This window comes from Acidovorax sp. T1 (assembly GCF_002176815.1).
In the GTDB taxonomy this organism is placed as follows: Bacteria; Pseudomonadota; Gammaproteobacteria; order Burkholderiales; family Burkholderiaceae_C; genus Acidovorax.
This window is the reverse complement of sequence record NZ_CP021648.1, coordinates 859,297-885,672: the sequence shown is the minus strand read 5'-3', so window position 1 is coordinate 885,672 and position 26,376 is coordinate 859,297. Positions and strand designations below refer to the sequence as shown.

Below are 26,376 nucleotides of genomic sequence, written 5' to 3'. Positions count from 1 at the left end.
TTCATGTCCTTGGAAATTGTGCTGATCACAGGGATGTCCGGTTCCGGAAAATCCGTGGCACTGCACGCCATGGAAGATGCGGGCTATTACTGCGTAGACAACCTGCCCCCCGAACTGCTCCCCGCCTTTGTGGCTCTGGAGCACAAGCACCACGGAAACCGCGTGGCCATTGCCATGGATGTGCGCAGCGCCACGTCGCTGCCGCAGGTGCCGCGGGAACTGGAACGCCTGCGAAACCAGGGGGTGATCATTCAGTCCATCTTCCTCGATGCCACCACGGAGACCCTGGTTCGACGTTTTTCTGAAACGCGGCGCCGCCACCCTTTGTCGCATGACGACACTCCAGACGGCCGGCGGGCACTCACACAGGTGATTGAGCTGGAGCGCGAGTTGCTGGCCGACCTCCGTGAGCAGGCACATGTCATTGACACCAGCACGATAAGGGCTTCCCAGCTTCAAAGCTACGTCAAGGATCTGATCCCGGCGGCGCCAGGGCAACTGACACTGGTTTTCCAGTCGTTCGCCTTCAAGCGCGGAATCCCAGTGGACGCCGACTATGTGTTCGACGTCCGAATGCTCCCCAACCCACATTACGAACCGGCATTGCGTGACCTGACAGGACTGGACGCGCCCGTCGCAGAATTTCTGCGGCAACAGCCAGATGTGGCGCTGATGCGCCTGCACATCGAGCAGTTCCTATCGCACTGGCTGGAGATGCTGGACCGAAACCACCGAAGCTATGTGACGGTAGCCATCGGGTGTACAGGCGGTCAGCACCGATCGGTCTATCTCGTGGAGCAATTGGCCCACGTATTCAGCGACCGATGGACCGTATTGCGACGCCATCGGGAACTGGACGGCCGTTGAACGCGCGCATCCAAGCGGCGTCCTGCTGAATCTACAGCCCTGCCAGCAGTTTGCGAACGGGTGCCGGAAGGCCCAGTGCTCCGAACTGTTCGGCAGTACACCACGCACCACCATCGTCTGGCGTTGCTTGACCATATTGACGAGCGATGACGGTATGCAAATGCAGATCCCGATGGGTCAGCACATGCAGGAAAGGTGCCACTTCCTCCATGGTTTGCACTGAAATTGGCCCTGCGCCATCGAGAAACACCAACACATCCGAGCGCAGCGGAAACACAGGCACGCAATACAGCCCCGCCCAGATGCCCGACGCAGGACGGCGAGACAACCAGACCCGCCCCACGGGATCTTGGAGCACCAGAAGCCACCACGATTCAGAGCAGCGCTTGAGCGTGCGCGTTCTGACGGGATAGCGCTCGGGCGCCCCCTCACGGTGTGCAACGCACAAGGTGTGCAAAGGACACTGTGGGCAGGCTGGATTGCGCGGTGTGCACAGGCTTGACCCTAAATCCATCAATCCCTGGGTGTAGCGCGGCATGGCCGAGTCGATGTCCACAGAGGGCAGCAAGGACTGCGCATGCGACCACAATGCGCGCTCATTCCGACTCAAAGCCAGATCGGCATCAAAGCCCAGCACGCGTGTCAGCACCCTTCGCACGTTGGCGTCCAAAATGGGGGTGCGTTCCGAAAAACAGAAAGCTGCAATCGCTCCGGCCGTCGAACGCCCAATGCCGGGTAAGGTGGCCAGCACCTGCGCGCTGCGGGGAAAAAGACCGCCATGCTCGTTGACCACGCTCTGGGCACAGCGGTGCAGATTGCGTGCACGGCTGTAGTAGCCAAGGCCGCTCCAGAGCGCCATCACATCATCCTGCGGTGCTGCGGCCAATGCATTTACATCGGGAAAACGCTCCAGGAATCGCGCGTAATACCCCAGCACCGTGCTGACCTGTGTCTGCTGCAGCATGATTTCAGACAGCCAGACCCTATACGGATCGCGCGTCTGCTGCCAAGGCAAGTGATTGCGTCCATGGATTGATTGCCACCGAACAACTCGCGTGGCGACATCCGTTGCAGATAGACTCATGCAGGCATAAGCCCTGTGTCCTCTGTACCTTCGGCCAGGACGGGCAGTGCTATCAACTGGGCTGTCAGTTCGGTCAAGCGTCGTTCCAATTGAATGAGTTCCTCTTCACCCGCCTCGATCTCGGAAATCCGCTCCACCAGACCCGTGGCAGCGTGCTGAATCCGGTCGACGGCCTCGATGCGCCGTGCAAAACTGCGGCGACGCTCACGCAACTGGGCATCCAGTTGGGCCGTTGCGGACTTGCTCCACAACTCCAGGTCATTTGCCGCCGACTCGTACACCGTGCGCAAACGCATGGCCAAGGCACGAACCAAACGATCGGCGAATTCCGGCTGCACAAGCTTTAAGACATTGCCAACACCCAGATATTGCAAATGGCTTTGTTCAATCTGCGAGAGATCTTCAGCAAAGTGTTCGAGCTGCGGAGGGGGCGGTACCTGCAGAGAAAAACCAAATTCCGCATTCAGCTGGCGAAACGTGCCGCCCAACATCGCCTGAATTTCAATGCCGGATGCCTGCGCCTTGTCCAGGGTGCCCCTCAGTTTGTCAAAGGTCTGGGCATAGATTTTTCGCACACCCAACTTCAAGCCCTTTTGCTGAAGCGTCTGCGCCAAATCGGCCAACTCCACTTTGAGAGACTTGGCCCCCAACTGATGGAAAACGTCCCGCAGCAACTTCAGATGCACCGCCCGAACCGCCTGAATCTTGGCGGTGCTCATATCGAACTCGCGCTGTTCCTGCACCACACGGTGGCGCATCGACTCGATCACCGACGCATTTTTGCCCCGGAGACTTCGCAGTTCCGCCATCTGGTCGTCCAGATCCCGGCGACGAATATTGATCACACGCGAAGTCTCGGCACGCAGCCCCGCCACCCCCGTCGCTACGGCAGCACGCAAGATGGCTTGGCGGCGCCCCATGATCCCCTTGGCTAGCGCCTCCTCCAACACGGTCAGGCCACTGGATTCAAGCAGCAGATCGTCACATGTGATTTTTGCAACGAGCCCCTTTTGCGCAGAAACCGGCACCACCTGCGCCAGCGGCACGCCCAGCATGTCGGCAGAGGTCATGCATTGCCGGTTCATCTGCGCGAGTATTTCGTCCTGCGAATTGAGCGTATCCCACAGGGTGTCGATCTTGTTCAGCACAACCAGCCGCGCGTCAAGACTGTCCGGGGACGCTGCCAGATGCTCGCGCCAGATGGACAAGTCCGAACGGGTGACCCCCGTGTCCGCACTCAAGATGAAGACCACCGCATGGGCCTGCGGGATGAGATTGACGGTCAACTCGGGCTCGGCACCCACCGCATTCAACCCGGGGGTATCAAGAATCACCAGCCCTTGCTTGAGCAGGGGATGGGGAATATTGATGATGGCGTGTCGCCACATCGGCACTTCCACCAAGCCATCGGCATCAGGAACGGGGTTGTCATCCGCCAGCTCATCGTGCCAGAACCCCAGCGCCCGGGCGTTGTCCAGTGTGACTTTCCGAACCTCTGCGACCTTCTCAAGCGCTTTGGCGATTTGATCCGCATTGTTCACATCCAGCGGGATCTCAACCCAGCGATCGTGCTTCACGCGCCATTCAGCAAGTCCCTGCAATTGCAAGCGGGTATCGATGGGCAGCAGCCGCAGACTGGGAGCCAATGAAGTGTCGTAGCCCAATTCCGTGGGGCACATCGTCGTGCGGCCGGCACTGGCAGGCATGATGCGGCGGCCGTAGTCAGCAAAGAAAATGGCATTGATCAGCTCGGATTTGCCACGCGAAAACTCCGCGACGAAAGCCACCATCACCTTGTCGCTGCGCACCTGGGCTTCCAGGCGATGGAGCCGCTCCTGCACCGCAGCGTCCATGAGCTCGTGGTCGGTCATCCACTCGGACAGACGGTGAATCTGGTGGGCAAACTCACGCCGCCAGGCACCATGCTGGTCGAACTGTTCGTTGAAGGATGGTCCCACTTTGCTCCCGAAGTGCGATGAATGACCTACATGCAGGTAGGCACAAAATATAGCATTGCCTGCACCGCGGGAGCGATCCCCAGGGCGATTGCCATCCGCCCGGCGTCATGCACGCTGGCAGCGGGGGCAAAAATAGCTGCTGCGTTGCCCCTGGCGAAGCAGCTGGATGGCCGTGCCACAGCGATGGCAAGGGGCGCCGTCGCGACCATAGACATCCGCCGCATGCTGAAAATGCCCGGCCATCCCGTCGGCACTGGAAAAATCCTTCAATGTGCTGCCCCCCAGTTCCACTGCGCGCGCAAGCACCGTCGTGATGGCGGAAAAAAGCCTGCGCGCCCTCACGGGGCCGATGCGCTGCGCGGCAACAGTGGGCCGAATGCCGGCAAGAAACAACACCTCGGACGCATAGATATTGCCCACACCCACGACCAGCCGGCCCGCCAGCAGCACCTGCTTGATCGGCGCTCGACTCGCCTTGAGTCCCGCCGCGAAGGCGGGAAACGTAAAAGTATCGGACAGCGGCTCCATTCCCAAACTGCCAAGCAACTTCTGGGCGACCGCGTCCTGCTCGCTTGCCGCAAACACCACAGCACCAAAACGCCGGGGATCATGCAGACGAAGGGTCCCTTGAGAGGTGACCATGTCGAAATGGTCATGCGCCCCAAAAGGAGGTAGATCGCTGCTGAAACGCAAGCTGCCCGACATCCCCAGATGCACAAGCAACATGCCGCAGTCCAGATCCGCCAGCAAATACTTGCCCCGCCGGCGCAGCGAGAGCACCTTGCGCCCCACCAGCGATTGCGGATCACATCCCAGCGGCCACCGCAATGGCTTGCCCATGCGAACCGAATCGATCCGAGCCCCGGCAATGGCCTGCGCAAAGCTGCGACGGGTGACTTCCACTTCGGGCAGCTCAGGCATGCCGCGGCCTTTGGAACAGGTTTGAAAGCATGGATTATTATGATCCGATGGTGCAATCTCATCGCTTTCGAACCGCCCTCCTCACTGCCGCTCTGTTGGCTGCATCAACCACGGTATGGGCGCAGTACAGCGATCAAGAGCACCCCGCCAGCACCGAAGCCGCGACCCTCCCCGATCCCGGCGCGCAGCTGGATGCCGAACTTTTTTATGAGATCTTTCTGGGCGAGCTGACCACCCGGTCTGGGGACCCTGGTGCTGGTTATTCGCTGATGCTGGAAGCCGCACGGCGCAGCGGAGACAGCGCCTTGTACCGGCGCGCCGCCGATATTGCCTTGCAAGCCCGGTCGGGCGACTACGCTTTGGCGGCGGCACGGGCGTGGAAAGAGGCGCAACCCCAGTCGCGCGAAGCCAACCGTTACACGCTGCAGATTCTGATTGCGCTCAACCGGATCGGTGAGACCCCGGAACTGCTGCGCCAGGAATTGGCGCAGATACCCCCCGCTTCCAAAGCCGCGGCCCTCTCGGCGCTGCCCCAGATGTATGGCCGCGCCAGCGACAAGACATTGGCGGCGAATGTGGTCGAGCAGGCGCTGGCCGATGAACTTCGCCACCCCGCCACTGGGCCCGCCGCCTGGACCGCACTGGGTCGCATGCGGCTGGCGGCAGGAAACAAGGCCGGCGCACTGGATGCGGCGCGCCGGGCCCTCGCGCTGGATGGAGCAAGCGAAGTGGCCATGCCGCTGGCCCTGGAACTGATGGAAGAAGGAGTGAGGGAGGCGGAATCGCTGGTGACAGCCCATCTTGCCAAACAACCGGCCCCCGAATTGCGCACGGCATATGCCCGCGTCCTTTTAAGCCAGCAACGTTACCCTGCCGCACGCCAGCAACTGGAGACCGTGACGCGCGACAAGCCCGACTTCAGGGAAGCGTGGCTTGCCCTTGCAACACTGCAACTCCAGGACAATCGACTGCCCGATGCAGAAAAATCACTGCAGCGCTACATCGAGCTGGCCAATGCGGCCACGTCAGATCCCCACATACAGCGGCGCGGCCTGACCCAAGCCTACCTTCTCTATGCACAGCTTGCCGAAAAGAAAAAGGACTACGCGGCAGCGGAATCGTGGCTCGCACGCATTGACAATTCCGAAGAAATGATCAGCGCGCAGCGGCGCCGAGCGTCGTTGCTCGCACAGCAGGGAAAACTTTCAGAAGCGCGCGCGCTACTTCGCGGCCTTCCAGGCAGTACCCCCGACCAGACCCGCCTGAAACTGCAGGCAGAGGTGCAGCTTCTGCAGGAAATGCGTTTGTACAAGGAAGCCCTGACCGTTCAGACCGAACTGGTGGCGCAGAATCCGGACGACAACGAAATGGTCTACGACCAGGCCATGCTGGCCGAGAAGACGGGCGATGCGGTCATGATGGAACAGTTGCTGCGGCAGCTGATTGCGCGGCAACCCGATTTCCACCACGCCTACAACGCCTTGGGATACTCGCTGGCCGAACGTGGGCTGCGCCTGGAGGAGGCCAAGGGTCTGATCGCCAAGGCGCTGGAATATGCTCCCGGCGACCCCTTCATTACGGACAGCCTCGGCTGGGTTGAATTCCGCCTGGGCAACAGCGCAGAGGCCTTGCGGCTGCTATCGGCCGCCTTCAAGACCCGGCCCGATGCCGAAATTGCAGCCCACCTGGGCGAAGTCCTCTGGTCCACCGGCGACCGTGCGCGCGCCTCCAGCGTCTGGCGCGAAGGTTTGCGCCTGAATCCAGACAACGAAACGCTCAAAGACACGCTGAAACGCCTGGGAGCCAAGCCCTGATGTTGCGCGCGATTCCACAGGGACGGCAACCGCAACGCGCCGTCCAAACGTTGCACCATGGGCTGGTAGCCCTGCTGGCATTTGTGGTTTTGCTGCTGGCAGGCTGCGCCCAGCCGCAGCCCGCGCCTTCGAACGCACAGCGCACGCTGTGGACAGGACGCCTTGCATTGCAGGTAGAAGAACAGGCGTCTCAGTCATTTTCGGCATCATTTGAGCTGTCGGGGTCGGCGCAGCAGGGCCAATTGGTCTTGCTCAATCCCCTGGGCAATACCATGGCACGAATCCAGTGGCATGCCGGCCATGCAGAGATCACCACAGGGCAGAACACCCGAGAGTCCGAATCACTCGATGCCTTGCTTCGGGATGTCCTGGGCACCCCTATTCCCGTTGCGGCGCTGTTCAGCTGGCTGGAAGGCACCCATGTTACGGCCGTTGGCTGGCAAGTGGATCTGTCGGCCATTGACGCCGGGCGGCTGGTGGCACAACGCCACACGCCAACGCCGCAAGCCACCCTGCGCATCGTCCTGACCCGATGATCCCGTTTCATGCAAGCTCTTTACGACGTGCCGGCTCCGGCCAAACTCAATCTGTTCCTGCATATCACGGGCCAGCGCGCCGACGGCTATCACCTGATGCAGTCCGTCTTCATGCTGATCGACTGGTGCGACACGCTGCATTTCGAACTGCGCCACGATGGCCTCGTCATCCGCGAGGACCTCGGCCCCGCGCTTCCTGCCATGGACTTGACGGTGCGCGCAGCGCAGGCCCTGCGGCAGGCCGCCAACTGTGACATGGGCGTTCACATCGGTGTGCACAAAAAAATCCCCGCGCAGGCAGGCATGGGTGGCGGGTCGTCGGATGCAGCCACCACGCTACTCGCACTCAATCGCCTCTGGAACCTGCACCTGCCGCTCTCCGCGCTCGAAGCAATCGGACTCACCCTGGGCGCCGATGTGCCGTTTTTTTTGCGTGGCCACAACGCCTGGGTGGAGGGAATTGGTGAGATAATCACGCCGCTCGAGAACGCACATCAGCTACCGCGGGCACGTTTTGCGGTGGTGAAGCCCGAGGCGGGTTTGGATACGAAATCAATTTTTTCCGATCCAAACCTTAAACGCGATTCTGATAGTGCTACAATCTTAGGCTTTGCTGCAGCACAATACAATTTCGGTTGTAATGACTTGCAACCAGTTGCCCAGGCCCTGTGCCCCGAAGTGACCCAAGCCCTTGACTGGCTTGAATCGCGCGGTTTGCATGGTCGAATGACCGGTTCGGGAAGTGCAGTGTTTGCGCAAATCCCGCATGCCGTTGATCTTCAAAACGCCCCCGGCGCTTGGCAGGTCAGAACATGTGAAAATTTGATGGATCATCCTCTGACAGGGTGGGCGTCAGACAAGAGTTTCGGTTGATTGCTTCTGCAATCGACCTGTGTAGGGGAGTCGCCAAGCTGGTTAAGGCACCGGATTTTGATTCCGGCATGCAAAGGTTCGAATCCTTTCTCCCCTGCCAAATTTCTTTTCGCGTACGGGCTTTTTTTTCAGACTGCTGGGACGCTCATGCAAGCCAACCAACCCGACTTCATGGTTTTCACCGGCAATGCCAATCCTGGCATGGCAGCTGAAATTGCCCAACACCTTGGCACCACCCTGGGTGCGGCCGATGTGGGCCGATTCTCTGACGGTGAAGTCACCGTCGAAATCAAACAGAACGTGCGCGCACGCGACGTTTTCGTGGTGCAGTCCACCTGCGCACCCACCAACGAAAACCTCATGGAACTGCTGATCATGGTGGACGCGCTCAAGCGCGCCTCCGCCGAACGCATCAGCGCCGTGATCCCCTACTTTGGCTACGCCCGCCAGGATCGCCGTCCCCGCTCCAGCCGGGTGCCGATCTCTGCCAAAGTGGTGGCCAACATGCTGCAGGCGGTGGGCGTGGCCCGCGTGCTGACCATGGATCTGCATGCCGACCAGATCCAGGGCTTCTTTGACATCCCGGTCGACAACATCTACGCCTCGCCCGTGCTGCTGGGCGATCTGCGCCAGAAGAACTACGAAGACCTGATCGTCGTCTCGCCCGATGTGGGCGGCGTGGTGCGTGCCCGCGCTCTGGCCAAGCAGCTCGGCTGCGATCTGGCCATCATCGACAAGCGCCGGCCCAAGGCCAACGTGTCCGAAGTGATGCATGTGATCGGTGAAATCGACGGTCGCAACTGCGTGATCATGGATGACATGATCGACACCGCCGGCACGCTGGTGAAGGCCGCCGAAGTGCTCAAGGAGCGCGGCGCCAAGAAGGTGTACGCCTACTGCACCCACCCCATTTTTTCGGGCCCCGCCATTGAACGCATCGCCCAGGGCTCGGCCCTCGATGAAGTGGTGGTGACCAACACCATTCCCTTGAGCGACAACGCCAAGGGTTGCGCAAAAATCCGCCAGCTCTCCGTGGCCCCGCTGATCGCCGAAACGATCCAGCGCATTGCCAAGGGCGAGTCGGTGATGAGTTTGTTCTCGGACCAAGATAATCTTTTCTGAACGCCGGCCCGCGCCCCTCGCGAGGCGCGGCTGGGTTGTTCAGTCAGATACTTGCCAAGCCTCCTTCGGGAGGCTTGCCTGTTCGGGAGCATTGTTGTGGGCTTGCCGCCATCCGGGCGCAACAAGCCTTTTTTCAACAGGGAATGACTGGTCGCGGTCGTCCCTTTTCAGGAGCTAACTATGAACTTCGTCGCTTTTGAGCGCGCCAAGCAGGGTACGGGTGCGAGCCGCCGTCTGCGCAATTCGGGCAAAACGCCTGGCATCGTGTATGGCGGTTCCGCTGAACCCCAGCTGATCGAGGTGGACCACAACGCACTGTGGCACGCCCTCAAGAAAGAAGCATTCCACTCCAGCGTGCTGGACATGGAACTGGCCGGCACAACCTCCAAGGTGCTGCTGCGCGACGTGCAATACCACCCCTACAAGCAACTGGTGCTGCACATCGACTTCCAGCGCGTGGATGCCAAGACCAAGCTGCACATGAAGGTGCCACTGCACTACAGCGGCGCGGAAGAGTCCGATGCTGTCAAGGTGGACAAGTGCACGGCGAACGTCATCGTGAACGAACTCGACGTGACCTGCATGCCTTCCGACCTGCCAGAGTTCATCGCCGTGGACTTGAGCACGCTGAAGAAGGGCGTTTCTTTGCACCTCAAGGACATCAAGCTGCCCAAGGGCGTGAGCCCCGTGATCCGTGGCGGCCAGAACAACAACCCCGTGCTGGTTTCCGTGGTCAACCCCGTGGTGGTCGTTGAAGCGCCTGCCGCCGACGCAGCACCTGCCGCCGATGCCAAGGGCAAGGGCAAGGGCAAGAAGTAAGACCGGCGCACCGGTCTGAAGCGGCCTGCCCTCCCGGCAGCGCCGCATCCAACGGCCCACCTGTGTGGGCCGTTTTCATTGGCAGCTACCGATAATTGCGCACATGATCAAACTGTTTGTGGGCCTGGGCAACCCAGGGCCCGATTACGAGGCCACCCGCCACAACGCGGGCTTCTGGTGGATCGACGCACTGGCGCGGGAACTCAAGGCCACGCTGGTGCCCGAACGCAGCTACCACGGCCTGGTGGCCCGCACCAGCGTGCATGGCCAGAGCGTCTGGCTGCTGCAGCCGCAGACCTTCATGAACCTGTCGGGCAAGTCGGTGGCGTCCCTGGCGCGGTTCTTCAAGATTCAGCCCGAGGAAATCCTGGTGGTGCACGATGAACTGGACATTGCCCCCGGCCAGGTGAAGCTCAAGCGCGGCGGCAGCCATGCCGGGCACAACGGCCTGCGGGACATCCACGCCCAGCTTGGCTCGCCCGACTACTGGCGCCTGCGCATTGGCATCGGGCACCCGGGCGTCAAGGCCGAAGTGGCCAACTGGGTACTGAAAAAACCGTCACCCGACCAGCGCACGCTGATCGAGGACAGCATCGCGCATTCGCTCAAGGCCCATCCCGCCATGCTGGCCGGAGACATGGACAAAGCCACGCTGCTGATCCACACCACCAAGCCCCCGCGTCCCAAGCCCCCACGACCGGAAGAGAACTAAAAGCTACTATTTTTATAGCTATCAGCGTTTGATGGATAAGCGCCAACGGCCAAAAATGCTCAGATTTTGCTGACCGCCTGCAGCCTTTGAAACTTCTGCCACAGCGTCTCCCGGCTCTCCACATGCTGCGGGTCCACCGGGATGCAGGCCACCGGACACAGCTGCACGCACTGGGGCTCGTCGAAATGGCCTACGCATTCGGTGCATTTGTGGGGGTCGATCTCGTAGATCTCCGGCCCCACGGAGATGGCCTGGTTCGGGCACTCGGGCTCGCACACATCGCAGTTAATGCACTCGTCGGTGATCATCAGCGCCATGCGGGCCTCCCTGCGGATGGCAAGAGCGCCAGGCGCGAATGCAGCGATTTCAAGGAGGCAGTGTTCATGCCGCGTATTATCCCGCGCCCCTGCCCTGCACCGCCTTGCCCGCGGCACAACACACCACCGCCACCATGGGTGCTTTGTCGGTATGCTGCGCAGGCTCCTCTGCCTTCCAACCTTCCGAAGCACCCGCCCGGCCCTGCCCGCACCACCATCCATGGGTTTCTTTCTTCTCAAGCGGTTCCTGACCCTCATCGCCACGCTGCTCGGTGCATCGGTGGTCGTATTTGTGGTGCTGGATGTGCTGCCGGGCAATGCCGCCCAGGTGCTCATGGGCCCCGATGCCGCACCCGATGCGGTAGCGGCGCTGGCCACCCAGCTGGGGCTGGACCGACCCGCCGCGCAACGCTACGGGCAATGGATAGGCGGCGTGCTGGTGGGCGACCTGGGCGAGAGCTACGCCTATGGCAGCCCGGTGCTGGATCTGGTGCTGGAGCGCCTGGCGCTCACCGTGCCGCTGGCGTTGCTGGCCATGGCGCTCAGCACGGTGCTGGCGCTCGCGGCCGGCCTTTACGCCGCATCGCGCCACAACCGCTGGGGCGACCTGGGTGTGATGGGCCTGGCCCAGCTGGGCATTGCCATTCCCAACTTCTGGTTCGCCATCCTGCTGATCTTGCTTTTTTCGGTGAAGCTGCAATGGTTTTCGGCGGGGGGCTTCCCGGGCTGGACCGAAGACAGCGGCGGCGGCCCGCTGGCCGCGCTGAAGGCGCTGCTGCTGCCCGCGCTGGCGCTGGCGGTGGTGCAGGCAGCCATACTGGCGCGCATCACGCGCTCGGCCGTGCTGGATGTGCTGCGCGAAGACTTCGTGCGCACCGCGCGGGCCAAGGGGCTGTCGCGGCGGGCTGCACTATGGAGCCATGTGCTGCGCAACGCCATGATTCCGGTCGTGACCGTGATGGGCCTGCAGTTTGCCAACCTGCTGGCGGGCACCATCGTGGTGGAGAACGTGTTTTATCTGCCCGGCCTGGGCCGGCTGATCTTCCAGTCGATTGCCAACCGCGACCTGATCGTGGTGCGCAACTGCGTGATGCTGCTGGCGGCGATGGTGGTCCTGGTCAACTTCTTCGTGGACCTTTTGTATGCGGTGATCGACCCCCGAGTGAAGGCCAACGATATATGAGCTGCCCCCCTGAGTCGCTTCGCGCCATCCCCCCAGGGGGACGCCACCCGTGGCCTGGCAGAGCCAGTTCCACGGTGGCACTGGCCTTCGGGCGCGCCGGTTTCCAGCACCAGAGGCTTCACAAAAAGCTGTCAACCAACCCATGAACGCAGCGCTTTCATCCTCCATTCCCTCGTCGCACCCCCACTGGCTGCGCCGCGCCCTGGGCCACCGCAGCTTTGTCGCGGGCGCCGTGCTAGTGGCGCTGCTGCTGGCCGCGGCAGCGCTGTCGCTGGTCTGGACGCCCTGGTCGCCCTATGAGATGGACCTGCCCGCCAAGCTGCAGCCCCCCAGCGCCCAGCACTGGCTGGGCACCGACGCCTTTGGCCGCGACGTGGCGTCGCTGCTGCTGGTGGGCGCGCGCAACTCGCTGCTGGTGGGCGTGATTGCGGTGGGCATTGGCATGGGCCTGGGTGTGGCGCTGGGGCTGATTGCCGCCGCGCGGCGCGGCTGGGTGGAGGAAACCATCATGCGGCTGGCCGACTTCACGTTTGCGTTTCCGGCGATTTTGTCGGCCATCATGCTGACGGCGGTGTTTGGCGCGGGCATCGTCAACTCGATCATCGCCATCGGCATCTTCAACATTCCCACCTTTGCGCGGGTGACGCGCGCATCGGCCAACGCCGTGTGGTCGCGCGATTTCATCCTGGCAGCGCGGGCCTGCGGCAAGGGCCGCTGGCGCATCACGCTCGAACATGTGCTGCCCAACATCGCCTCGGTGCTGATCGTGCAGGCCACGGTGCAGTTCGCCATCGCCATCCTGGCCGAGGCCGCGCTGTCGTACCTCGGCCTGGGCACGCAGCCGCCGCAACCCTCGTGGGGCCGCATGCTCAGCGATGCGCAAACCCTCATGTTCCAGGCCCCGCTGCTGGCCGTGTGGCCCGGCGTGGCGATTGCGCTGGCCGTGCTGGGCCTGAACCTGCTGGGCGACGGCCTGCGCGATCTGCTCGACCCGCGCCTGGCACGCAAGCGCTGATCCGTCCCCCACATGCCGACCGCACCCATACCCCTACTGCAAGTAACCGATCTGCGCATCCGCCTGCAGACGCACCACGGCGCGGCCGACGCGGTGCGCGGCATCGACTTCGCGCTCCAGCGCGGCGAAACGCTGGGCCTGGTGGGCGAATCGGGCTGCGGCAAGTCGATCACCGCCCTGGCGCTCATGGGCCTGCTGCCTGAGGCCGCGCAGGCCAGCGGCAGCATTCTTCTGGACGGGCAGGAACTGCTGGGGCTGGACGAGCGCGCGCTGTGCCGCCTGCGCGGCAACCGCATCGGCATGGTGTTCCAGGAGCCCATGACGGCGCTCAACCCCGTGCACACGATTGGCGACCAGGTGGCCGAGCCGCTGCGCCTGCACCGCGGCATGGATCGCGCCGCGGCACGCCGCGAGGCCCTGGCCCTGCTGGAGCGCGTGGGCATTGCCGATGCCGCGCGGCGCCTGGATGCCTACCCGCACCAGTTCTCGGGCGGGCAGCGCCAGCGCATCACCATCGCCATGGCGCTGGCCTGCGGGCCCGACCTGCTGATTGCCGACGAGCCCACCACGGCGCTCGACGTGACGGTGCAGCAGCAGATCCTGGACCTCATCAGCGAGCTGGTGGCCGAGCGCGGCATGGCGCTGATCCTGATCTCGCACGACCTGGGCGTGATCTCGCAGAACGCCGACCGCATGCTGGTGATGTATGGCGGCAGCGTGGTGGAAAGCGGGCCCACGCAGGCCGTCTTCGCGACCATGGCCCACCCCTACACGCGCGGCCTGTTTGCGGCGCGCCCGCAACTGGTGCCGCGCAGCCCCGGCGAGCGCACGCGCCTGTCCACCATCCCGGGAACCGTGCCCGAACTGGCCAACCTGCCCGCTGGGTGCCCCTTTGCGGGGCGCTGCGGCTTCACGGTGGACGCGTGCCACACGGCCCCGCCGGCCCCCGTGCAGGTTGGCACTTTGGATGCGGGGCACATGGCGCGCTGCATCCGGCTCGATGCCATGCCCGCCGCCATCGAGGCCAGTGCATGAACACCGCAATCACTACTGATTTGATAGCTGATAGCGCTTATCCCATAAGCGCTACGGGTCAATTTGACTCAAAACCACTCGCCGATTCCCATCCACCGCTGCTGGAGGTGACGCAACTGGTGCGCCACTACGCGCTGCCGCGCACGCACCTTTTTCAGCCGCCGCAGCAGGTGCAGGCGCTACAGGGCGTGGACTTCACCGTGGCGGCGGGTCACAGCGTGGGCATCGTGGGTGAATCGGGCTCGGGCAAATCCACGCTGGCCCGGCTGGTGATGGCGCTCGACACACCTACCAGCGGCGCGGTGCACCTGCTGGGCCGTAACCTGCACCGCCTGCCGGCCGCCGAACTGCGCCGCGCGCGGCGCGACTTTCAGATGGTGTTCCAGGACCCCTATGGCTCGCTGGACCCGCACCACCAAGTGCAGCGCATCGTCACCGAGCCGCTGCAGGCCCAGGGCGCCACCAGCCGCGCCGAGCAGCGCGAGCAGGCCGCCCAGGTGCTGGCGCAGGTGGGCCTGCGCAGCACCGACCTGGACAAATACCCGCACGAGTTTTCGGGCGGCCAGCGCCAGCGCATTGCCATTGCGCGCGCGCTCATCACCCGCCCCCGCCTCATCGTGGCCGACGAGCCCGTGAGCGCGCTGGATGTGTCGGTGCAGGCCCAGGTGCTCAACCTGATGCTGGACCTGCAGCAGCAGTTCGGCATCACCTACCTGCTCATCAGCCACGACCTGGCCGTGGTGAACCACCTGTGCGACGAGGTGCTGGTGCTCTACCAGGGGCGCATCGTGGAGCGCGGCACGCCGCAGGAACTGTTCCACCACCCGCAGCATCCCTACACGCGTGCGCTGGTGAACGCCGTGCCGCGCATCGAGCCCGGGCGTGCCCGCGCGCGCCGGGCGCTGCTGGCCGACAAAGCGGCGCGCACCATGGTGTAAAAAGCCTTCCACCCCAGCCGGCCGTGCACCTGCCGGCCCGGGCCCGATCCACAGGTATTCCTCCGGAGATTTCCAACATGCTGAGCCGCCGTTCCATCCTCACCACTGGCGCCATCGCCGCAGCGCCCCTGGCCGCGCCCTGGGGCGCCCTGGCCCAGGGCCGCAAGGACACGGTGGTGCTGGCCATGACGCTGGAGCCACCCGGGCTGGACCCGACGGCCGGCGCCGCCTCGGCCATTGCCGAGATCGTGCACTACAACATCTTCGAGACGCTCACCAAGATCAACGCCGACGGCAGCGTGTCGCCGCTGCTGGCCGAGAGCTGGGAGGTGGCGCCCGACCTGAAAACCTACACCCTGCGCCTGCGCCGGGGCGTGAAGTTCAGCAACGGCGTGCCCTTCACTGCCAAGGCGGTCAAGTTCTCGTTTGACCGCGCAGGCAGCGACAAGAGCACCAACAAGGACAAGCGCACCTTCGCCAACCTCACCACGCAGGTGGTGGACGACCACACCGTGGTGCTGATTCACAAAGACATCGACCCCGATTTTTTGTTCGTGCTGGGCCAGGCCACGGCCATCATCGTCGAGCCCCAAAGCGCCGCCACCAACGCCACCCGGCCCGTGGGCACCGGCCCCTATGTGCTGGGCGCGTGGAACCGGGGCGCGTCGATCACGCTGAATGCCTGGCGAGGCTTTCGCGCCCCCGCCACCATCAAGATGCGCCGGGCCACGTTCCGCTTCATCTCCGACCCTGCCGCGCAGGTGGCGGCGCTGCTGGCGGGCGATGTGGATGCGTTTGCCCGCGTCACGCCACGCAGCGTGGCCCAGTTCAAGGCCAACCCGCGCTTTCAGGTGGTGGTGAGCGGCTCGCGCGCCAAGACCATCCTGGCCATCAACAACGACCGCAAGCCCCTGAACGATGTGCGCGTGCGCCGTGCCATTGCCGCCGCCATCGACCGCAAGGCCGTCATCGAAGGCGCGGGCGACGGCTTTGGCGTGCCCATTGGCAGCCACTATGTGCCGGGCGCGTTCGGCTATGTGGACACCACGGGCATCAACCCGTTCGATATCGACAAGGCCAAAAAGCTGCTGGCCGAGGCGGGCGTCAAGACCCCGCTCACGCTCACCCTCACGCTGCCCCCGCCGCCTTATGCGCGCCAGGGGGGCGAGGTGATCGCCGCGCAGCTGGCCAAGATCGGCATCGTGTGCAAGATCCAGAACGTGGAATGGGCCCAGTGGCTCAGCGGCACCTACGGCAACAAGAACTACGACCTGACCCTGATCTCGCATGTCGAGCCCTTCGACCTGGCCAACTTTGCCAAGCCCGACTATTACTGGGGCTACCACTCGCCGCAGTTCAACACGCTGTTCGAAAAAATCAAGAACACCCCGCGCCCGGCCGACCGCGCGCGCCTGCTGGGCGATGCGCAGCGCCTGCTGGCCGAAGAGGCCGTGCATGCTTTCCTCTACCAGCCGCAATGGGTCACGGTGGCCAACAAGAACCTCAGGGGGCTGTGGAAAGACATGCCTATCTTTGTGAACGACCTGTCGGCCCTTTTCTGGTCCTGAAACCGGCGAACCCGCACCATGAGCGCGCTACACGACCTGCCCGCCCACGCCCTGCTCGCGGCCTACCGCCAGCGCACGCTGTCCCCGGTCGATGTGCTGGCTGACCTGCTGGCCCACATCGAGCGCTGGGAGCCCCACATTCGGGCCACCTACCTGCTGCGCCCCGAAGCCGCCCTGGCGCAGGCGCGGGCCTCCGAAGCCCGCTGGCTGCGCGGCGAACCGCTGGGCGCACTCGACGGCGTACCCGCCACCATCAAGGAAAACATCGCCACACTCGGCGACCCCATGCCGCTGGGCACCGCCGCCACCGCGCTGATGCCCGCCGCTGCCGACGCCCCGCCCGCCGCGCGCCTGCGCGAAGCCGGCGCGGTGATCGTGGCCAAAACCACCATGCCCGACTACGGCATGCTGTCTTCGGGCCTGTCGAGCTTTCACGCGCTGGCGCGCAACCCCTGGGACTTATCCAAAGGCCCCGGCGGCTCCAGTGCCGGTGCGGGCGCTGCGGCCGCCGCCGGCTATGGCCCGCTGCACATCGGCACCGACATCGGCGGCTCGCTGCGCCTGCCCGCCAGCTGGTGCGGCATCTTCAGCTTGAAGCCCAGCCTGGGCCGCATCCCCATCGACCCGCCCTACACCGGCCGCGCCGCCGGCCCCATGACACGCACGGTGGCAGACGCCGCGCTGATGATGCAGGTGCTGAGCCAGAGCGACGCGCGCGACAGCATGGCCCTGCCCGCGCAGGACATTGCCTGGAGCCAGTTCAATCAAGGGGCCGAGCGCCTGCGTGGTTTGCGGATTGGCCTGCTGCTGGAGGCCGGCTGCGGCCTGCCGGTAGAGCCCGAGGTGCGCGCCGCCATCGAGCAGGCCGCCCGCTGGCTGGAGCAGGCCGGCGCCCACATCGTGCCCATGCAGCCGTTCATGACGCAGACCATGCTCGACGGCATGGACCATTTCTGGCGCATGCGCTCGCACACCGATCTGCTGGCCCTGCCCGCCCGGCAGCGCGACCGGGTGCTGCCCTACATCCGCGCCTGGGCCGACAGCGCCGCTGGCCTGAGCGGCACCGAGGTGTTCGACGCCAGCCAGCAGTTTCACCTGACCCGTGTGGCCACCGTGCGCGCCTGCAGCGCGTTCGACTACGTGATCTCGCCCGTGGCACCCATGCCGGCGTTTGCGGCCGAGCTGCCCTCGCCCACCAACGACCCGCTGCGCCCGCTCGAGCACATCGGCTTCACCGTGCCCTTCAACATGTCGGAGCAGCCCGCCGCTTCGGTGAACTGCGGCTACACCAGCGGCCTGCATCCCTTGCCAATTGGCCTGCAGATCGCCGGGCCGCGCTTCGACGACCTGGGCGTGCTGCAGGTGGCGCATGCGTTCGAGCAGATCCGCCCCCCTCAAAAAGCGTGGCCCGAGCCGCCGCAGCTATAAACGAGCCATGGACATTCTCACCCTCGCCCTTCTGATCGCCATCGGCAGCTACATCCTCAACCACCGGCAACAACGCAAGCGCATTGCCCTGCTGGCCAGCCACCTGGGCCACTACCAGATCGAAAAGCTCATGGAGACCCTCACCGAGGGTTATCTGCGGGCGCTGGGTGAAAGCACGCCCGAGCGGCGCGAGCAGATCTGGCGCCTGCTCGCCACCACCGAATCGCAGCTGAGCGAGCAGTTCAACCGCTTTGCCGCCGAGTTTGCCCAGGTGAACGAGGCTGACGCCCGCGTCAGCCGCTTTGCCATGGCGATTCCCTTTGCCAGCCAGCTGTTTCCCGGCACCACCTTCGACATGCGCAAGGCCCTGGCGATCCACGCCCGGGGCATCGAGGCCATGGCCCGCAATGCGGCGCACCTGACACCCCGCGACAAGGCCTTCACCATGTCGGCCGAGCTGTTCCTGATGCAGCACACCTGCCACTGGTTCTGCAAATCAAAGACCATCGCCACGGCGCGCATGCTGGCACGGCATAAGACGCCTTACGAGCAGCTGGTGGATTCGGTGTCGCCGCAAACCCGCAGCGCTTATCTGGCCCTGGTCAAGGGCGGCAAGGACGACAGGGGAATCAAGGGCGCGTGACGCCTTCGCTGCGCTGCAGCCGGGTCTGGTTCCAGTCGGTTTCGCCATGGCGGATGAGGAGGAGTTCGGTCATGCATTCATTGTGAAACCTGCGCATGACACTTCAAGCCTTTTATGGCTCTAGCGCTTATACACAAAGCGCTTACAGCTATGTTTTTTATAGCTACCGCTCCGCCGTGGCCAGCCGCAGCGCCAGCCCCAGAAACACCAGGCCCGCCACCCGGTTGAGCACCGTCTGGGCGCGCGCCGAGCGTTGCAGCAGCGCCCCAAAAGCGCCAGAAAAGCAGGCGATGGCACCAAACACCAGCAACGTGGCCAGCATGAACACCACCCCCAGCACCATGAGCTGCAAAGCCACACTGCCGCGCGCCGGATCAGCGAACTGCGGCAAAAAGGCCAGAAAGAACACCAGCACCTTGGGGTTGGTGAGGTTCATGACCATGCCGCGCCCCACCATGCGCCAAAGGCTGCGGCCGCCTTGCTTGCCCTGGTTTCCTTGGGTGGAGGCGGGCTGCTGCGCCGTGGCGGCGGGCGCCCGCAGGGCCTGCCATGCCAGATAGGCCAGATAGGCCGCGCCGCAATATTTGAGCACCGTGAACGCCATGGCCGACGCGGCAAACACGGCTGCCAGCCCCAGGGCCACCGCCGTGGTGTGCACCACCAGGCCAGCGCACAGGCCCGCCACCACCGCCATGCCGGCGCGCCAGCCGCGCTGGGCCGATTGCAGCAGCACGAACAGGTTGTCGGGGCCGGGCGTGAGCCCCAGCAGCACCGACACGCCAAAAAAAGTGAGCAAAGTTTCGAAAGCAGGCATGGCGGTGGACATTGGCAAGGGCTGGGCCGTCCATTGTGCCAACACCGGGGCCGGCGAAATCAGGCCGTGACAATCCAGCCTTCGAGGCCATCGAACCCCGTCGGCAGACCATAAAGCGCATCGCCCTCCTCATGGCGCTGCTGCGCCCAGGCGGCCTGCAGCAGGCACAGCACGGCGTCCAGACGGTCGCCGCTGGCGTCATCCACCAGGGCATCGCGCTGGGCGTGGCTGAGCTTGAGGCGCAGGCCCAGGCGGGTCTGGCCCATCTCCAGCGCATGCACCAGATCCTTGCGGGCAATCAGCCGCTCGGGCGTCTGTTGGGCGCGGTCGTCACTTTTGTAGCTGCGGCGCGCCAGGATTTCGCGCGCCAGCAAGCCGGGGTAGGCCTCCAGCGCCACGCGCTGCGGGTCGCCGGGGTGCAGTCCGGGCAGATGCACCCCCGCGTCCAGCAGCAGCGGCACGCCGGCGTGCAGCATGTAGGCCACGGGCGGGTTGACCCATTTCATCGATGGGCTGGAGCCGGCCGGCCCATCGGTGGCCCGGTGCGCGAACTTGCCGCCCACGGGCCGCGCGGCGCAGAAGGCGGCAAAGCTGTCGCGGATCTGCGCCCGCGAGAGCGCGCAGTAATGCTGCATGCACGCATGCCACTGCAGCGGCCAGCCCAGCGCCTGCACCAGCTCGCGCGGCAGGCCAAAGGGCAGGTCAAAGCCGCCCACCCAGGCGCGCGGCGCGGCCAGCCAGCGCGCCAGGCCATCAAGGGTGTCAAAGGTTTCCAGGCCCAGCAACTGCACCCGCGCCGCCACGCGCTGGCCCAGCGCCAGCACAATGGGTTTGCGCCGGCCGGGGCTGCTGGAGAAATCACAGCCCAGCAGCAAGGATTGTTCGGCCAAATCGGTCGTCATGGCTGTGGTCACAGATCGGGGCGCTGGAATGCAAAAAGCCGCAGCGTCGGCAACGACGGCCTGCGACCCAGAGAAAAATCACCGAAGCAGAAAGGTGGGGCGATTTGCGTAGCGAGCGGCCTCAGCTTGCGTTGAGGAATGCAGCCGCACTCTCGTGCGGCGAGTACCGCAGGCGCAAGATCAGGCCGCGCAGTAGCAAAGCGCTCCGCCTTTCAGGCACGGCCGATGATGGAGGCTGTCGCCATCAGCTCTTCAAGCAGCGCAAACGACACCTTGCCCGACACCGCATACGGATCGAGCTCGGGTTTTTCGGAATACTTGAGCAGGATGGAGTGGTTGATCTTGGACAGGTTCACCTGCCCCATGATCCAGCCGCCAAAGCGCCGCTCGGCAATCTCTTCGTAGTGCAGCAGCTCCACATTCTTGTGGCGCGGGTCGCGCTGGATGTGGCCGTACAGCTCGTTGACCGGCGAGCGCCCGCCCTCGATGGCCTGCAGGAAGACCCCGCCGCCATAGCACAGGATGCCCGTGATGCCGCTGCCCGGGTTGTGCTGGCGCGACTGGGTGAGGATGGCTTCGATGGCGGCGGGCGAAGTGTCCACCGCGCGGCTGGCATACAGCAGGCGTACGAGCATGTCAGTTCCTTCCTGGAATGAGCGAGAGGAATTCGCGGCGCAGGGCGCTGTCTTTCAGGAACACGCCGCGCATCACGGAGTTGATCATCTTGCTGTCCATGTCGCGCACGCCGCGCCAGGACATGCAAAAGTGGCTGGCTTCCATGACGATGGCCAGGCCGTCGGGCTGGGTTTTTTCCATGATCAAGTCGGCCAGTTGCACGACGGCCTCTTCCTGGATCTGCGGGCGGCCCATGATCCAGTCGACCAGGCGCGCGTATTTGGACAGGCCGATCACGTTGGTGTGCTCGTTGGGCATGATGCCGATCCAGATCTTGCCCAGCACGGGGCAAAAGTGGTGGCTGCAGGCACTGCGCACCGTGAGCGGGCCCACGATCATCAGCTCGTTGAGGTGCTCGGCGTTGGGAAACTCGGTGATCGGGGGCGCCTGCACATAGCGGCCTTTGAACACCTCGTTGAGATACATCTTGGCCACGCGGCGCGCGGTGTTGTGGGTGTTGTGGTCGTCCTGGGTGTTGATCACCAGGCTGTCGAGCACGCCCTGCATCTTGACCTCGACCTCGTCGAGCAGCTGCTCCAACTCGCCGGGTTCGATGAAGTCGGCAATGTTGTCATTGGCGTTGAAGCGCTTGCGTGCGGCGGCGATGCGCTCGCGGATCTTCACGGAAACGGGCGTACCTTCATCCGGCGGAATGGGCGTCATATCGGCAACTGGTTGACTGGACATGGCTGCATCCTACCAGCGAACGCCTGCCTGCAATTTTCAAGGGTTTTAGGGCGCAAGCGCTTATGGAACAAGCGCTATTAGCTATATATTCAATAGCAAATCGACGCACTGGTGCTCAGTATCGGTTTCCCGTAACCCACAAGGCCAGGCGCATCAGGCCAAAGGCCACGCGATCGAGCACGCGCTGGCGCAGCGGGCGGCCGGCATAGCGGGCCGGGTCCATGCGCCGCCCGGCATGCTGCATGGCGTGCACGAGGCGCTGGCGCAGGTCGATGGCAAAGGCGGCATCTTCGACCACCACATTGGCCTCGCGCGCCAGCAGCAGGCTCAAGGGGTCGAGGTTGGACGAGCCCACCGTGGCCCAGGGCTTGTCGCTGTGGGCGTCGATCACCGCCACCTTGGCGTGCAAGAAGCTGGGCTCGTATTCGTGGATCTCCACGCCAGCGGCCAACAGCGCGCCATACACCGGCCGCGCCGCGTGGTACTGCATGAAATATTCGTAGCGCCCCTGCAGCAAGAGCTGCACGCGCACGCCCCGGTTTGCCGCCAGAATCAGCGCGCGGCGCAGCTTGCGGCCGGGCACGAAATACGCATTGGCGATGATGATGTCGTGGCGTGCCGCGCCAATGGCGCGCCGATAGGCCTTTTCGATGCGGCTGCGGTTGCGCACGTTGTCGCGCAGCACCAGCGCGGCCCGCATGCCGCTTGCGTCCGGGTCCTGCTGTCTGGCGTGCCGGGTGGCGCTGGCGGCGCGCAGGTCGCGCACGGCTTGCGGCAGGCGGTGCAGGCGCACGTCGCGCACCGCCTGCAGGCGCCACCACAGGCGCTCCATGGTCTGGCTGGCCTGCGCCGCGATCGAGCCCGTCGCCTGCACGGCAAAATCAAAGCGCGGCGCATCGAGCGTGCCGTAGTTGGGGTCGTAAAGATCGTCCAGCACATTGATGCCGCCGCAAAACACCAGCAGGCCATCGACCACGCACAGCTTGCGGTGCAGGCGCCTCCAGCGGTGGGGCAGCAGCAGCCCCAGCGGCCCCAGCGGCGAATACACCCGTACCAGCACCCCCGCAGCCTTCATGCGCTGCTGCCAGGTCTTGGGCAGCGGCCCGGTGCCCACGCCGTCCACCACCAGATGGGTGCGCACGCCGCGCTCTGCGGCGCGAATGAGCGCCTCGGCCACCTGCGCCCCCGTCCCGGTGAAATCGAAAATGTAGGTCTCGAACTGGATGTCGGAGATCGCCGCATCCATCGCCTCGATCATGGCGGGAAACAGCTCCTGCGCACCCTGCAGCAAGCGCACGCGGTGGTCTTTGGCGAAATCGGCCATCCGTTTCATCCGCCGGTCAAAGCCTGAACTCGGCAATCAGCGGCAGGTGGTCGGACATGCGCCACCAGATGCGCCCCCGCGGCACATGCAGCCCAAGCGGCTCCAGCCCACGCACATAGACATGGTCGAGCTGCACCAGCGGCAGCCGGGCGGGGTAGGTGAAGGCGCGCGGCGCATCAAACTCATACAGGCCGAAGCCCGAGAGCATGCGCTTGATCTGCGCCCCCCAGTCGTTGAAGTCACCGGCCACCACCACCGGCGACCCCGCGGGCACCTCGCGCTCGATGAACTGCTGCAAACGCTCGACCTGCCGCACCCGGCTGCCGGGAATCAGCCCCAGGTGCACCACGATCACATGCACACGGCGGCCATGCGCATCCACTTCCACATGCAGCAGGCCGCGCTGCTCGAAGCGGTGGTCGGAAATGTCCTCATGCTGGTGCCCGATCACCGGCCAGCGCGACAGCAGCGCGTTGCCATGCTCGCCATGGCGCGTGAATGCATTGGTGCGGTACACCGCCTCATAGCCCTCGGGCGCCAGGTACTCGGCCTGCGGCACATCGGGCCAGCGCTGGAAATAGGCAGCTTCACGGCGGTGCATCTTGCGCACTTCCTGCAGGCAGACGATGTCGGCATCGAGCTGCTCCACGGCCAGGCCCAGGTTGTGGATCTCCAGCCGGCGCGCCGGGCCCAGGCCCTGCACACCCTTGTGGATGTTGTAGGTGGCGATGCGCAGAATCTCGGAAGCGTGGTGGGATGGGTTCATGGCAAGGCAAATTGTGGCAGCAACAGGATGGCCTCGGCATTCGAAGGCGAGAAGCAGCGGTCCGCCGCCTCGCGCCAGGGCCACCAGGCCCAAGCGGTGTGCTCGCGCGGGCTCAGCACCACCGGCATGGCGGCGGGCACCTGCAGGCCAAACAGGCGCTCGGTGTTGCGCCGCACGCCGGGTGCGTAGCGGTGCAGCCATTGCGGGTAAATGTCGTACCGATTTTCCAGGCCCCAGTCGCGCAGCGTGCAACCCGGTGCATCCGCGCGGATGCCGGTCTCTTCCAGCACCTCGCGCACCGCGGTTTCACGCCAGTCTTCCTGCAGGCTGTCCTTGCTGCCAGTGACCGATTGCCAGAACGCCTGGCCGTCGGGGGCATCGACCGCGCGGCGGATCAGCAGCACATCCAGCGCCGGCGTGTGGATCACCACCAGCACGGACTGGGGGATTTTGAACACCGGCTCCGGCAAGGTCGGCATCTGGTTTTCCTTAAAAGAAAGGGCGCCCGAAGACGCCCTGTCGATCTGCACGCAGGCCTGATGCAATCAGTCTGCCTTCACCGCATCCGGATTGCGCAGGCGGATGTGCAACTCGCGCAGCTGCTTTTCGTCCACGATGGACGGCGCCTGGGTCAGCAGGCACTGGGCGCGCTGGGTCTTGGGGAAGGCGATCACGTCGCGGATGGACTCGGCGCCCGTCATCAGCGTGACGATGCGATCGAGGCCAAACGCCAGGCCGCCGTGCGGGGGCGCGCCGTATTGCAGGGCGTCGAGCAGGAAGCCGAACTTCTGCTGCGCTTCTTCGGGCGTGATCTTGAGGGCGTCAAACACTTTTTGCTGCACGTCGGCGCGGTGGATACGCACCGAGCCGCCACCCATTTCCCAGCCGTTGAGCACCATGTCATAGCCCTTGGAGATGCACTTCTCGGGCGCGGTGACCATGTAGTCCTCGTGGCCATCCTTGGGTGCGGTGAAGGGGTGGTGCACGGCAACCCAGCGGTCGTTTTCTTCGTCGTGCTCGAACATGGGGAAATCCACCACCCACAGCGGTGCCCAGCGGTCGTCAAACAGGCCGTTCTTCTTGCCAAACTCGCTGTGGCCAATCTTGATGCGCAGCGCGCCAATGGCGTCGTTGACGATCTTTTCCTTGTCTGCGCCGAAGAAAATCAGGTCGCCGTCTTGTGCGCCGGTGCGCTTCAAAACTTCGGCCAGCGCCGCGTCGTGGATGTTTTTCACGATGGGCGATTGCAGACCGTCACGGCCCTTGGCCAGCTCGTTGACGCGGATGTAGGCCAGGCCCTTGGCGCCGTAGATCTTGACGAACTCGGTGTAGGCGTCGATCTCGCCGCGGCTGATGCCGCCGCCTTCGACCGAGCCACCGGGCACGCGCAAGGCCACCACGCGGCCGTTCTTCATGTTGGCAGCGCCCGAGAACACCTTGAAGTCCACGTCCTTCATCACGTCGGTCAGCTCGGCAAATTCAAGCTTGACGCGCAAGTCGGGCTTGTCGGAGCCAAAGCGGTGGGCAGCTTCCTGGTAGGTCATGACCGGAAACTCGCCCAGGTCCACACCCAGCGTGTTCTGGAACACCGTCTTGATCATGCCCTGGAACATGTCGCGGATTTCCTGCTCGTCCATGAACGAGGTTTCGATATCGATCTGGGTGAATTCGGGCTGGCGGTCGGCGCGCAGGTCTTCGTCGCGGAAGCACTTGGTGATCTGGTAATAGCGATCAAACCCCGACACCATCAACAGCTGCTTGAACAGCTGGGGCGATTGCGGCAGCGCAAAGAAATGGCCGTCGTGCACGCGGCTGGGCACGAGGTAGTCGCGCGCGCCTTCGGGCGTGCTCTTGGTGAGCATGGGGGTTTCGATGTCGATGAAGCCGTTGGCATCAAGGAACTTGCGCACTTCCATCGACACGCGGTAGCGCAGCTTCAGGTTGTTCTGCATGTAGGGGCGGCGCAGATCGAGCACCCGGTGCGTGAGGCGCGTGGTCTCCGACAGGTTCTCTTCGTCGATCTGGAACGGGGGCGTGACCGAGGGGTTGAGCACGTTCAACTCGTGGCACAGCACTTCGATCTTGCCGCTTTGGAGGTTGTCATTGGTGGTGCCTTCGGGGCGCGCGCGCACCAGGCCCTTGACCTGCACGCAGAACTCGTTGCGCACGCCTTCGGCGGTCTTGAACATCTCGGCGCGGTCGGGGTCGCAGACCACCTGCACCGAGCCTTCGCGGTCACGCAGGTCGATGAAGATCACGCCACCATGGTCGCGGCGGCGGTTCACCCAGCCCGACAGGGTGACGGTTTGGCCCAACAGGGCTTCGGTCACAAGACCGCAATAGTGGGAACGCATGGCCATGGCAAAACTTCCGGC

Annotated in this window: 27 protein-coding genes and 1 tRNA gene; 15 read left to right on the top strand and 13 right to left on the bottom strand. The window is 64.3% G+C overall.

The window, feature by feature from the left end:
- Positions 1–3 precede the first annotated feature (3 nt).
- Positions 4–867, top strand: coding sequence for an RNase adapter RapZ (gene rapZ / locus CCX87_RS04255; protein ID WP_087744028.1), 864 nt, complete (start codon positions 4–6; stop codon positions 865–867).
- A gap of 31 nt (positions 868–898) precedes the next feature.
- Here the strand turns inward: rapZ and mutY are convergent, their stop codons facing one another.
- The 3 genes from mutY to mutM form a co-directional block, all read right to left on the bottom strand.
- Entirely contained in the window at positions 899–1,951 is a 1,053-nt protein-coding gene (gene mutY / locus CCX87_RS04250) for an A/G-specific adenine glycosylase (RefSeq protein ID WP_087744027.1), read from the bottom strand.
- On the bottom strand, positions 1,948–3,909 hold the full coding sequence (locus CCX87_RS04245) for a dynamin family protein (protein WP_087744025.1): 1,962 nt from the start codon (positions 3,907–3,909) through the stop codon (positions 1,948–1,950). Before CCX87_RS04245 ends, mutY begins: the two co-directional genes overlap by 4 nt.
- A 105-nt stretch (positions 3,910–4,014) precedes the next feature.
- Positions 4,015–4,830 carry a bifunctional DNA-formamidopyrimidine glycosylase/DNA-(apurinic or apyrimidinic site) lyase gene (mutM, locus tag CCX87_RS04240; protein ID WP_087744023.1) on the bottom strand — a complete coding sequence of 272 codons (816 nt, stop codon included), beginning with the start codon at positions 4,828–4,830 and terminating at the stop codon, positions 4,015–4,017.
- A gap of 29 nt (positions 4,831–4,859) precedes the next feature.
- Here mutM and CCX87_RS04235 point away from each other — a divergent pair, with 29 nt between their 5' ends.
- The 7 genes from CCX87_RS04235 to pth all read left to right on the top strand — a co-directional run bounded on the left by CCX87_RS04235 (position 4,860) and on the right by pth (position 10,706).
- Positions 4,860–6,644 (top strand): tetratricopeptide repeat protein, encoded by a 1,785-nt coding sequence (locus CCX87_RS04235; protein ID WP_087744021.1) that lies wholly within the window; start codon positions 4,860–4,862, stop codon positions 6,642–6,644.
- The gene (locus CCX87_RS04230) at positions 6,644–7,180 is read left to right on the top strand and encodes a lipoprotein insertase outer membrane protein LolB (protein WP_086913203.1); all 537 of its coding nucleotides are present in this window, start codon (positions 6,644–6,646) and stop codon (positions 7,178–7,180) included. The genes CCX87_RS04235 and CCX87_RS04230 overlap by 1 nt, the downstream gene beginning before the upstream one ends.
- 9 nt (positions 7,181–7,189) lie before the next feature.
- Positions 7,190–8,053: a 4-(cytidine 5'-diphospho)-2-C-methyl-D-erythritol kinase gene (gene ispE / locus CCX87_RS04225; RefSeq protein WP_087744019.1), complete on the top strand. Its 864-nt coding sequence runs from the start codon at positions 7,190–7,192 to the stop codon at positions 8,051–8,053.
- A gap of 23 nt (positions 8,054–8,076) precedes the next feature.
- Positions 8,077–8,153 (top strand) — tRNA-Gln (locus CCX87_RS04220).
- 47 nt (positions 8,154–8,200) lie between these two features.
- Entirely contained in the window at positions 8,201–9,175 is a 975-nt protein-coding gene (locus tag CCX87_RS04215) for a ribose-phosphate pyrophosphokinase (RefSeq protein WP_087744017.1), read from the top strand.
- Positions 9,176–9,355: 180 nt separating this feature from the next.
- A complete protein-coding gene (locus CCX87_RS04210) occupies positions 9,356–9,994 on the top strand; it encodes a 50S ribosomal protein L25/general stress protein Ctc (protein ID WP_087744014.1) in 639 nt (212 codons plus the stop codon).
- A gap of 103 nt (positions 9,995–10,097) precedes the next feature.
- Positions 10,098–10,706, top strand: a complete 609-nt coding sequence (pth, locus tag CCX87_RS04205; RefSeq protein ID WP_087744012.1) for an aminoacyl-tRNA hydrolase — start codon at positions 10,098–10,100, stop codon at positions 10,704–10,706.
- Between the two features lie 59 nt (positions 10,707–10,765).
- Here the strand turns inward: pth and CCX87_RS04200 are convergent, their stop codons facing one another.
- Positions 10,766–11,023, bottom strand: coding sequence for a YfhL family 4Fe-4S dicluster ferredoxin (locus CCX87_RS04200; RefSeq protein ID WP_087744010.1), 258 nt, complete (start codon positions 11,021–11,023; stop codon positions 10,766–10,768).
- Between the two features lie 220 nt (positions 11,024–11,243).
- Here CCX87_RS04200 and CCX87_RS04195 point away from each other — a divergent pair, with 220 nt between their 5' ends.
- The 7 genes from CCX87_RS04195 to CCX87_RS04165 all read left to right on the top strand — a co-directional run bounded on the left by CCX87_RS04195 (position 11,244) and on the right by CCX87_RS04165 (position 18,833).
- The gene (locus tag CCX87_RS04195) at positions 11,244–12,206 is read left to right on the top strand and encodes an ABC transporter permease (RefSeq protein ID WP_087744007.1); all 963 of its coding nucleotides are present in this window, start codon (positions 11,244–11,246) and stop codon (positions 12,204–12,206) included.
- 142 nt (positions 12,207–12,348) lie between these two features.
- The gene (locus CCX87_RS04190; protein WP_087744005.1) at positions 12,349–13,221 is read left to right on the top strand and encodes an ABC transporter permease; all 873 of its coding nucleotides are present in this window, start codon (positions 12,349–12,351) and stop codon (positions 13,219–13,221) included.
- A 27-nt stretch (positions 13,222–13,248) separates the two neighbouring features.
- A complete protein-coding gene (locus tag CCX87_RS04185; RefSeq protein ID WP_087748171.1) occupies positions 13,249–14,256 on the top strand; it encodes an ABC transporter ATP-binding protein in 1,008 nt (335 codons plus the stop codon).
- Positions 14,253–15,194 carry an ATP-binding cassette domain-containing protein gene (locus tag CCX87_RS04180; protein WP_087744003.1) on the top strand — a complete coding sequence of 314 codons (942 nt, stop codon included), beginning with the start codon at positions 14,253–14,255 and terminating at the stop codon, positions 15,192–15,194. Before CCX87_RS04185 ends, CCX87_RS04180 begins: the two co-directional genes overlap by 4 nt.
- 77 nt (positions 15,195–15,271) lie before the next feature.
- A complete protein-coding gene (locus tag CCX87_RS04175; RefSeq protein WP_087744001.1) occupies positions 15,272–16,762 on the top strand; it encodes an ABC transporter substrate-binding protein in 1,491 nt (496 codons plus the stop codon).
- An 18-nt stretch (positions 16,763–16,780) separates the two neighbouring features.
- Positions 16,781–18,190 (top strand): amidase, encoded by a 1,410-nt coding sequence (locus CCX87_RS04170; RefSeq protein ID WP_087743999.1) that lies wholly within the window; start codon positions 16,781–16,783, stop codon positions 18,188–18,190.
- A 7-nt stretch (positions 18,191–18,197) separates the two neighbouring features.
- Positions 18,198–18,833: a hypothetical protein gene (locus tag CCX87_RS04165; protein ID WP_087743996.1), complete on the top strand. Its 636-nt coding sequence runs from the start codon at positions 18,198–18,200 to the stop codon at positions 18,831–18,833.
- On the opposite strand, the gene CCX87_RS21245 is transcribed toward CCX87_RS04165, so the two are convergent.
- The 9 genes from CCX87_RS21245 to aspS all read right to left on the bottom strand — a co-directional run bounded on the left by CCX87_RS21245 (position 18,820) and on the right by aspS (position 26,361).
- The gene (locus CCX87_RS21245; RefSeq protein WP_232476478.1) at positions 18,820–18,930 is read right to left on the bottom strand and encodes a histidine phosphatase family protein; all 111 of its coding nucleotides are present in this window, start codon (positions 18,928–18,930) and stop codon (positions 18,820–18,822) included. The two genes, CCX87_RS04165 and CCX87_RS21245, sit on opposite strands and share 14 nt — an antisense overlap.
- A 66-nt stretch (positions 18,931–18,996) precedes the next feature.
- The gene (locus CCX87_RS04160) at positions 18,997–19,647 is read right to left on the bottom strand and encodes a LysE family translocator (RefSeq protein WP_087748170.1); all 651 of its coding nucleotides are present in this window, start codon (positions 19,645–19,647) and stop codon (positions 18,997–18,999) included.
- Positions 19,648–19,706: 59 nt separating this feature from the next.
- Complete coding sequence (locus tag CCX87_RS04155; protein ID WP_087743993.1) at positions 19,707–20,549, bottom strand: DUF429 domain-containing protein; 843 nt, start codon at positions 20,547–20,549, stop codon at positions 19,707–19,709.
- 212 nt (positions 20,550–20,761) lie between these two features.
- Positions 20,762–21,184 carry a BLUF domain-containing protein gene (locus tag CCX87_RS04150; RefSeq protein ID WP_087743991.1) on the bottom strand — a complete coding sequence of 141 codons (423 nt, stop codon included), beginning with the start codon at positions 21,182–21,184 and terminating at the stop codon, positions 20,762–20,764.
- A 1-nt stretch (position 21,185) separates the two neighbouring features.
- Positions 21,186–21,911: a GTP cyclohydrolase I gene (gene folE, locus CCX87_RS04145; protein WP_087743989.1), complete on the bottom strand. Its 726-nt coding sequence runs from the start codon at positions 21,909–21,911 to the stop codon at positions 21,186–21,188.
- A 115-nt stretch (positions 21,912–22,026) separates the two neighbouring features.
- Entirely contained in the window at positions 22,027–23,235 is a 1,209-nt protein-coding gene (clsB, locus tag CCX87_RS04140) for a cardiolipin synthase ClsB (RefSeq protein WP_369825235.1), read from the bottom strand.
- A 16-nt stretch (positions 23,236–23,251) separates the two neighbouring features.
- The gene (locus tag CCX87_RS04135) at positions 23,252–24,001 is read right to left on the bottom strand and encodes an endonuclease/exonuclease/phosphatase family protein (RefSeq protein ID WP_087743985.1); all 750 of its coding nucleotides are present in this window, start codon (positions 23,999–24,001) and stop codon (positions 23,252–23,254) included.
- A complete protein-coding gene (gene nudB, locus CCX87_RS04130) occupies positions 23,998–24,480 on the bottom strand; it encodes a dihydroneopterin triphosphate diphosphatase (RefSeq protein WP_087748169.1) in 483 nt (160 codons plus the stop codon). Before nudB ends, CCX87_RS04135 begins: the two co-directional genes overlap by 4 nt.
- Before the next feature lie 66 nt (positions 24,481–24,546).
- Entirely contained in the window at positions 24,547–26,361 is a 1,815-nt protein-coding gene (gene aspS, locus CCX87_RS04125; RefSeq protein ID WP_087748168.1) for an aspartate--tRNA ligase, read from the bottom strand.
- Between the last annotated feature and the right edge of the window lie 15 nt (positions 26,362–26,376).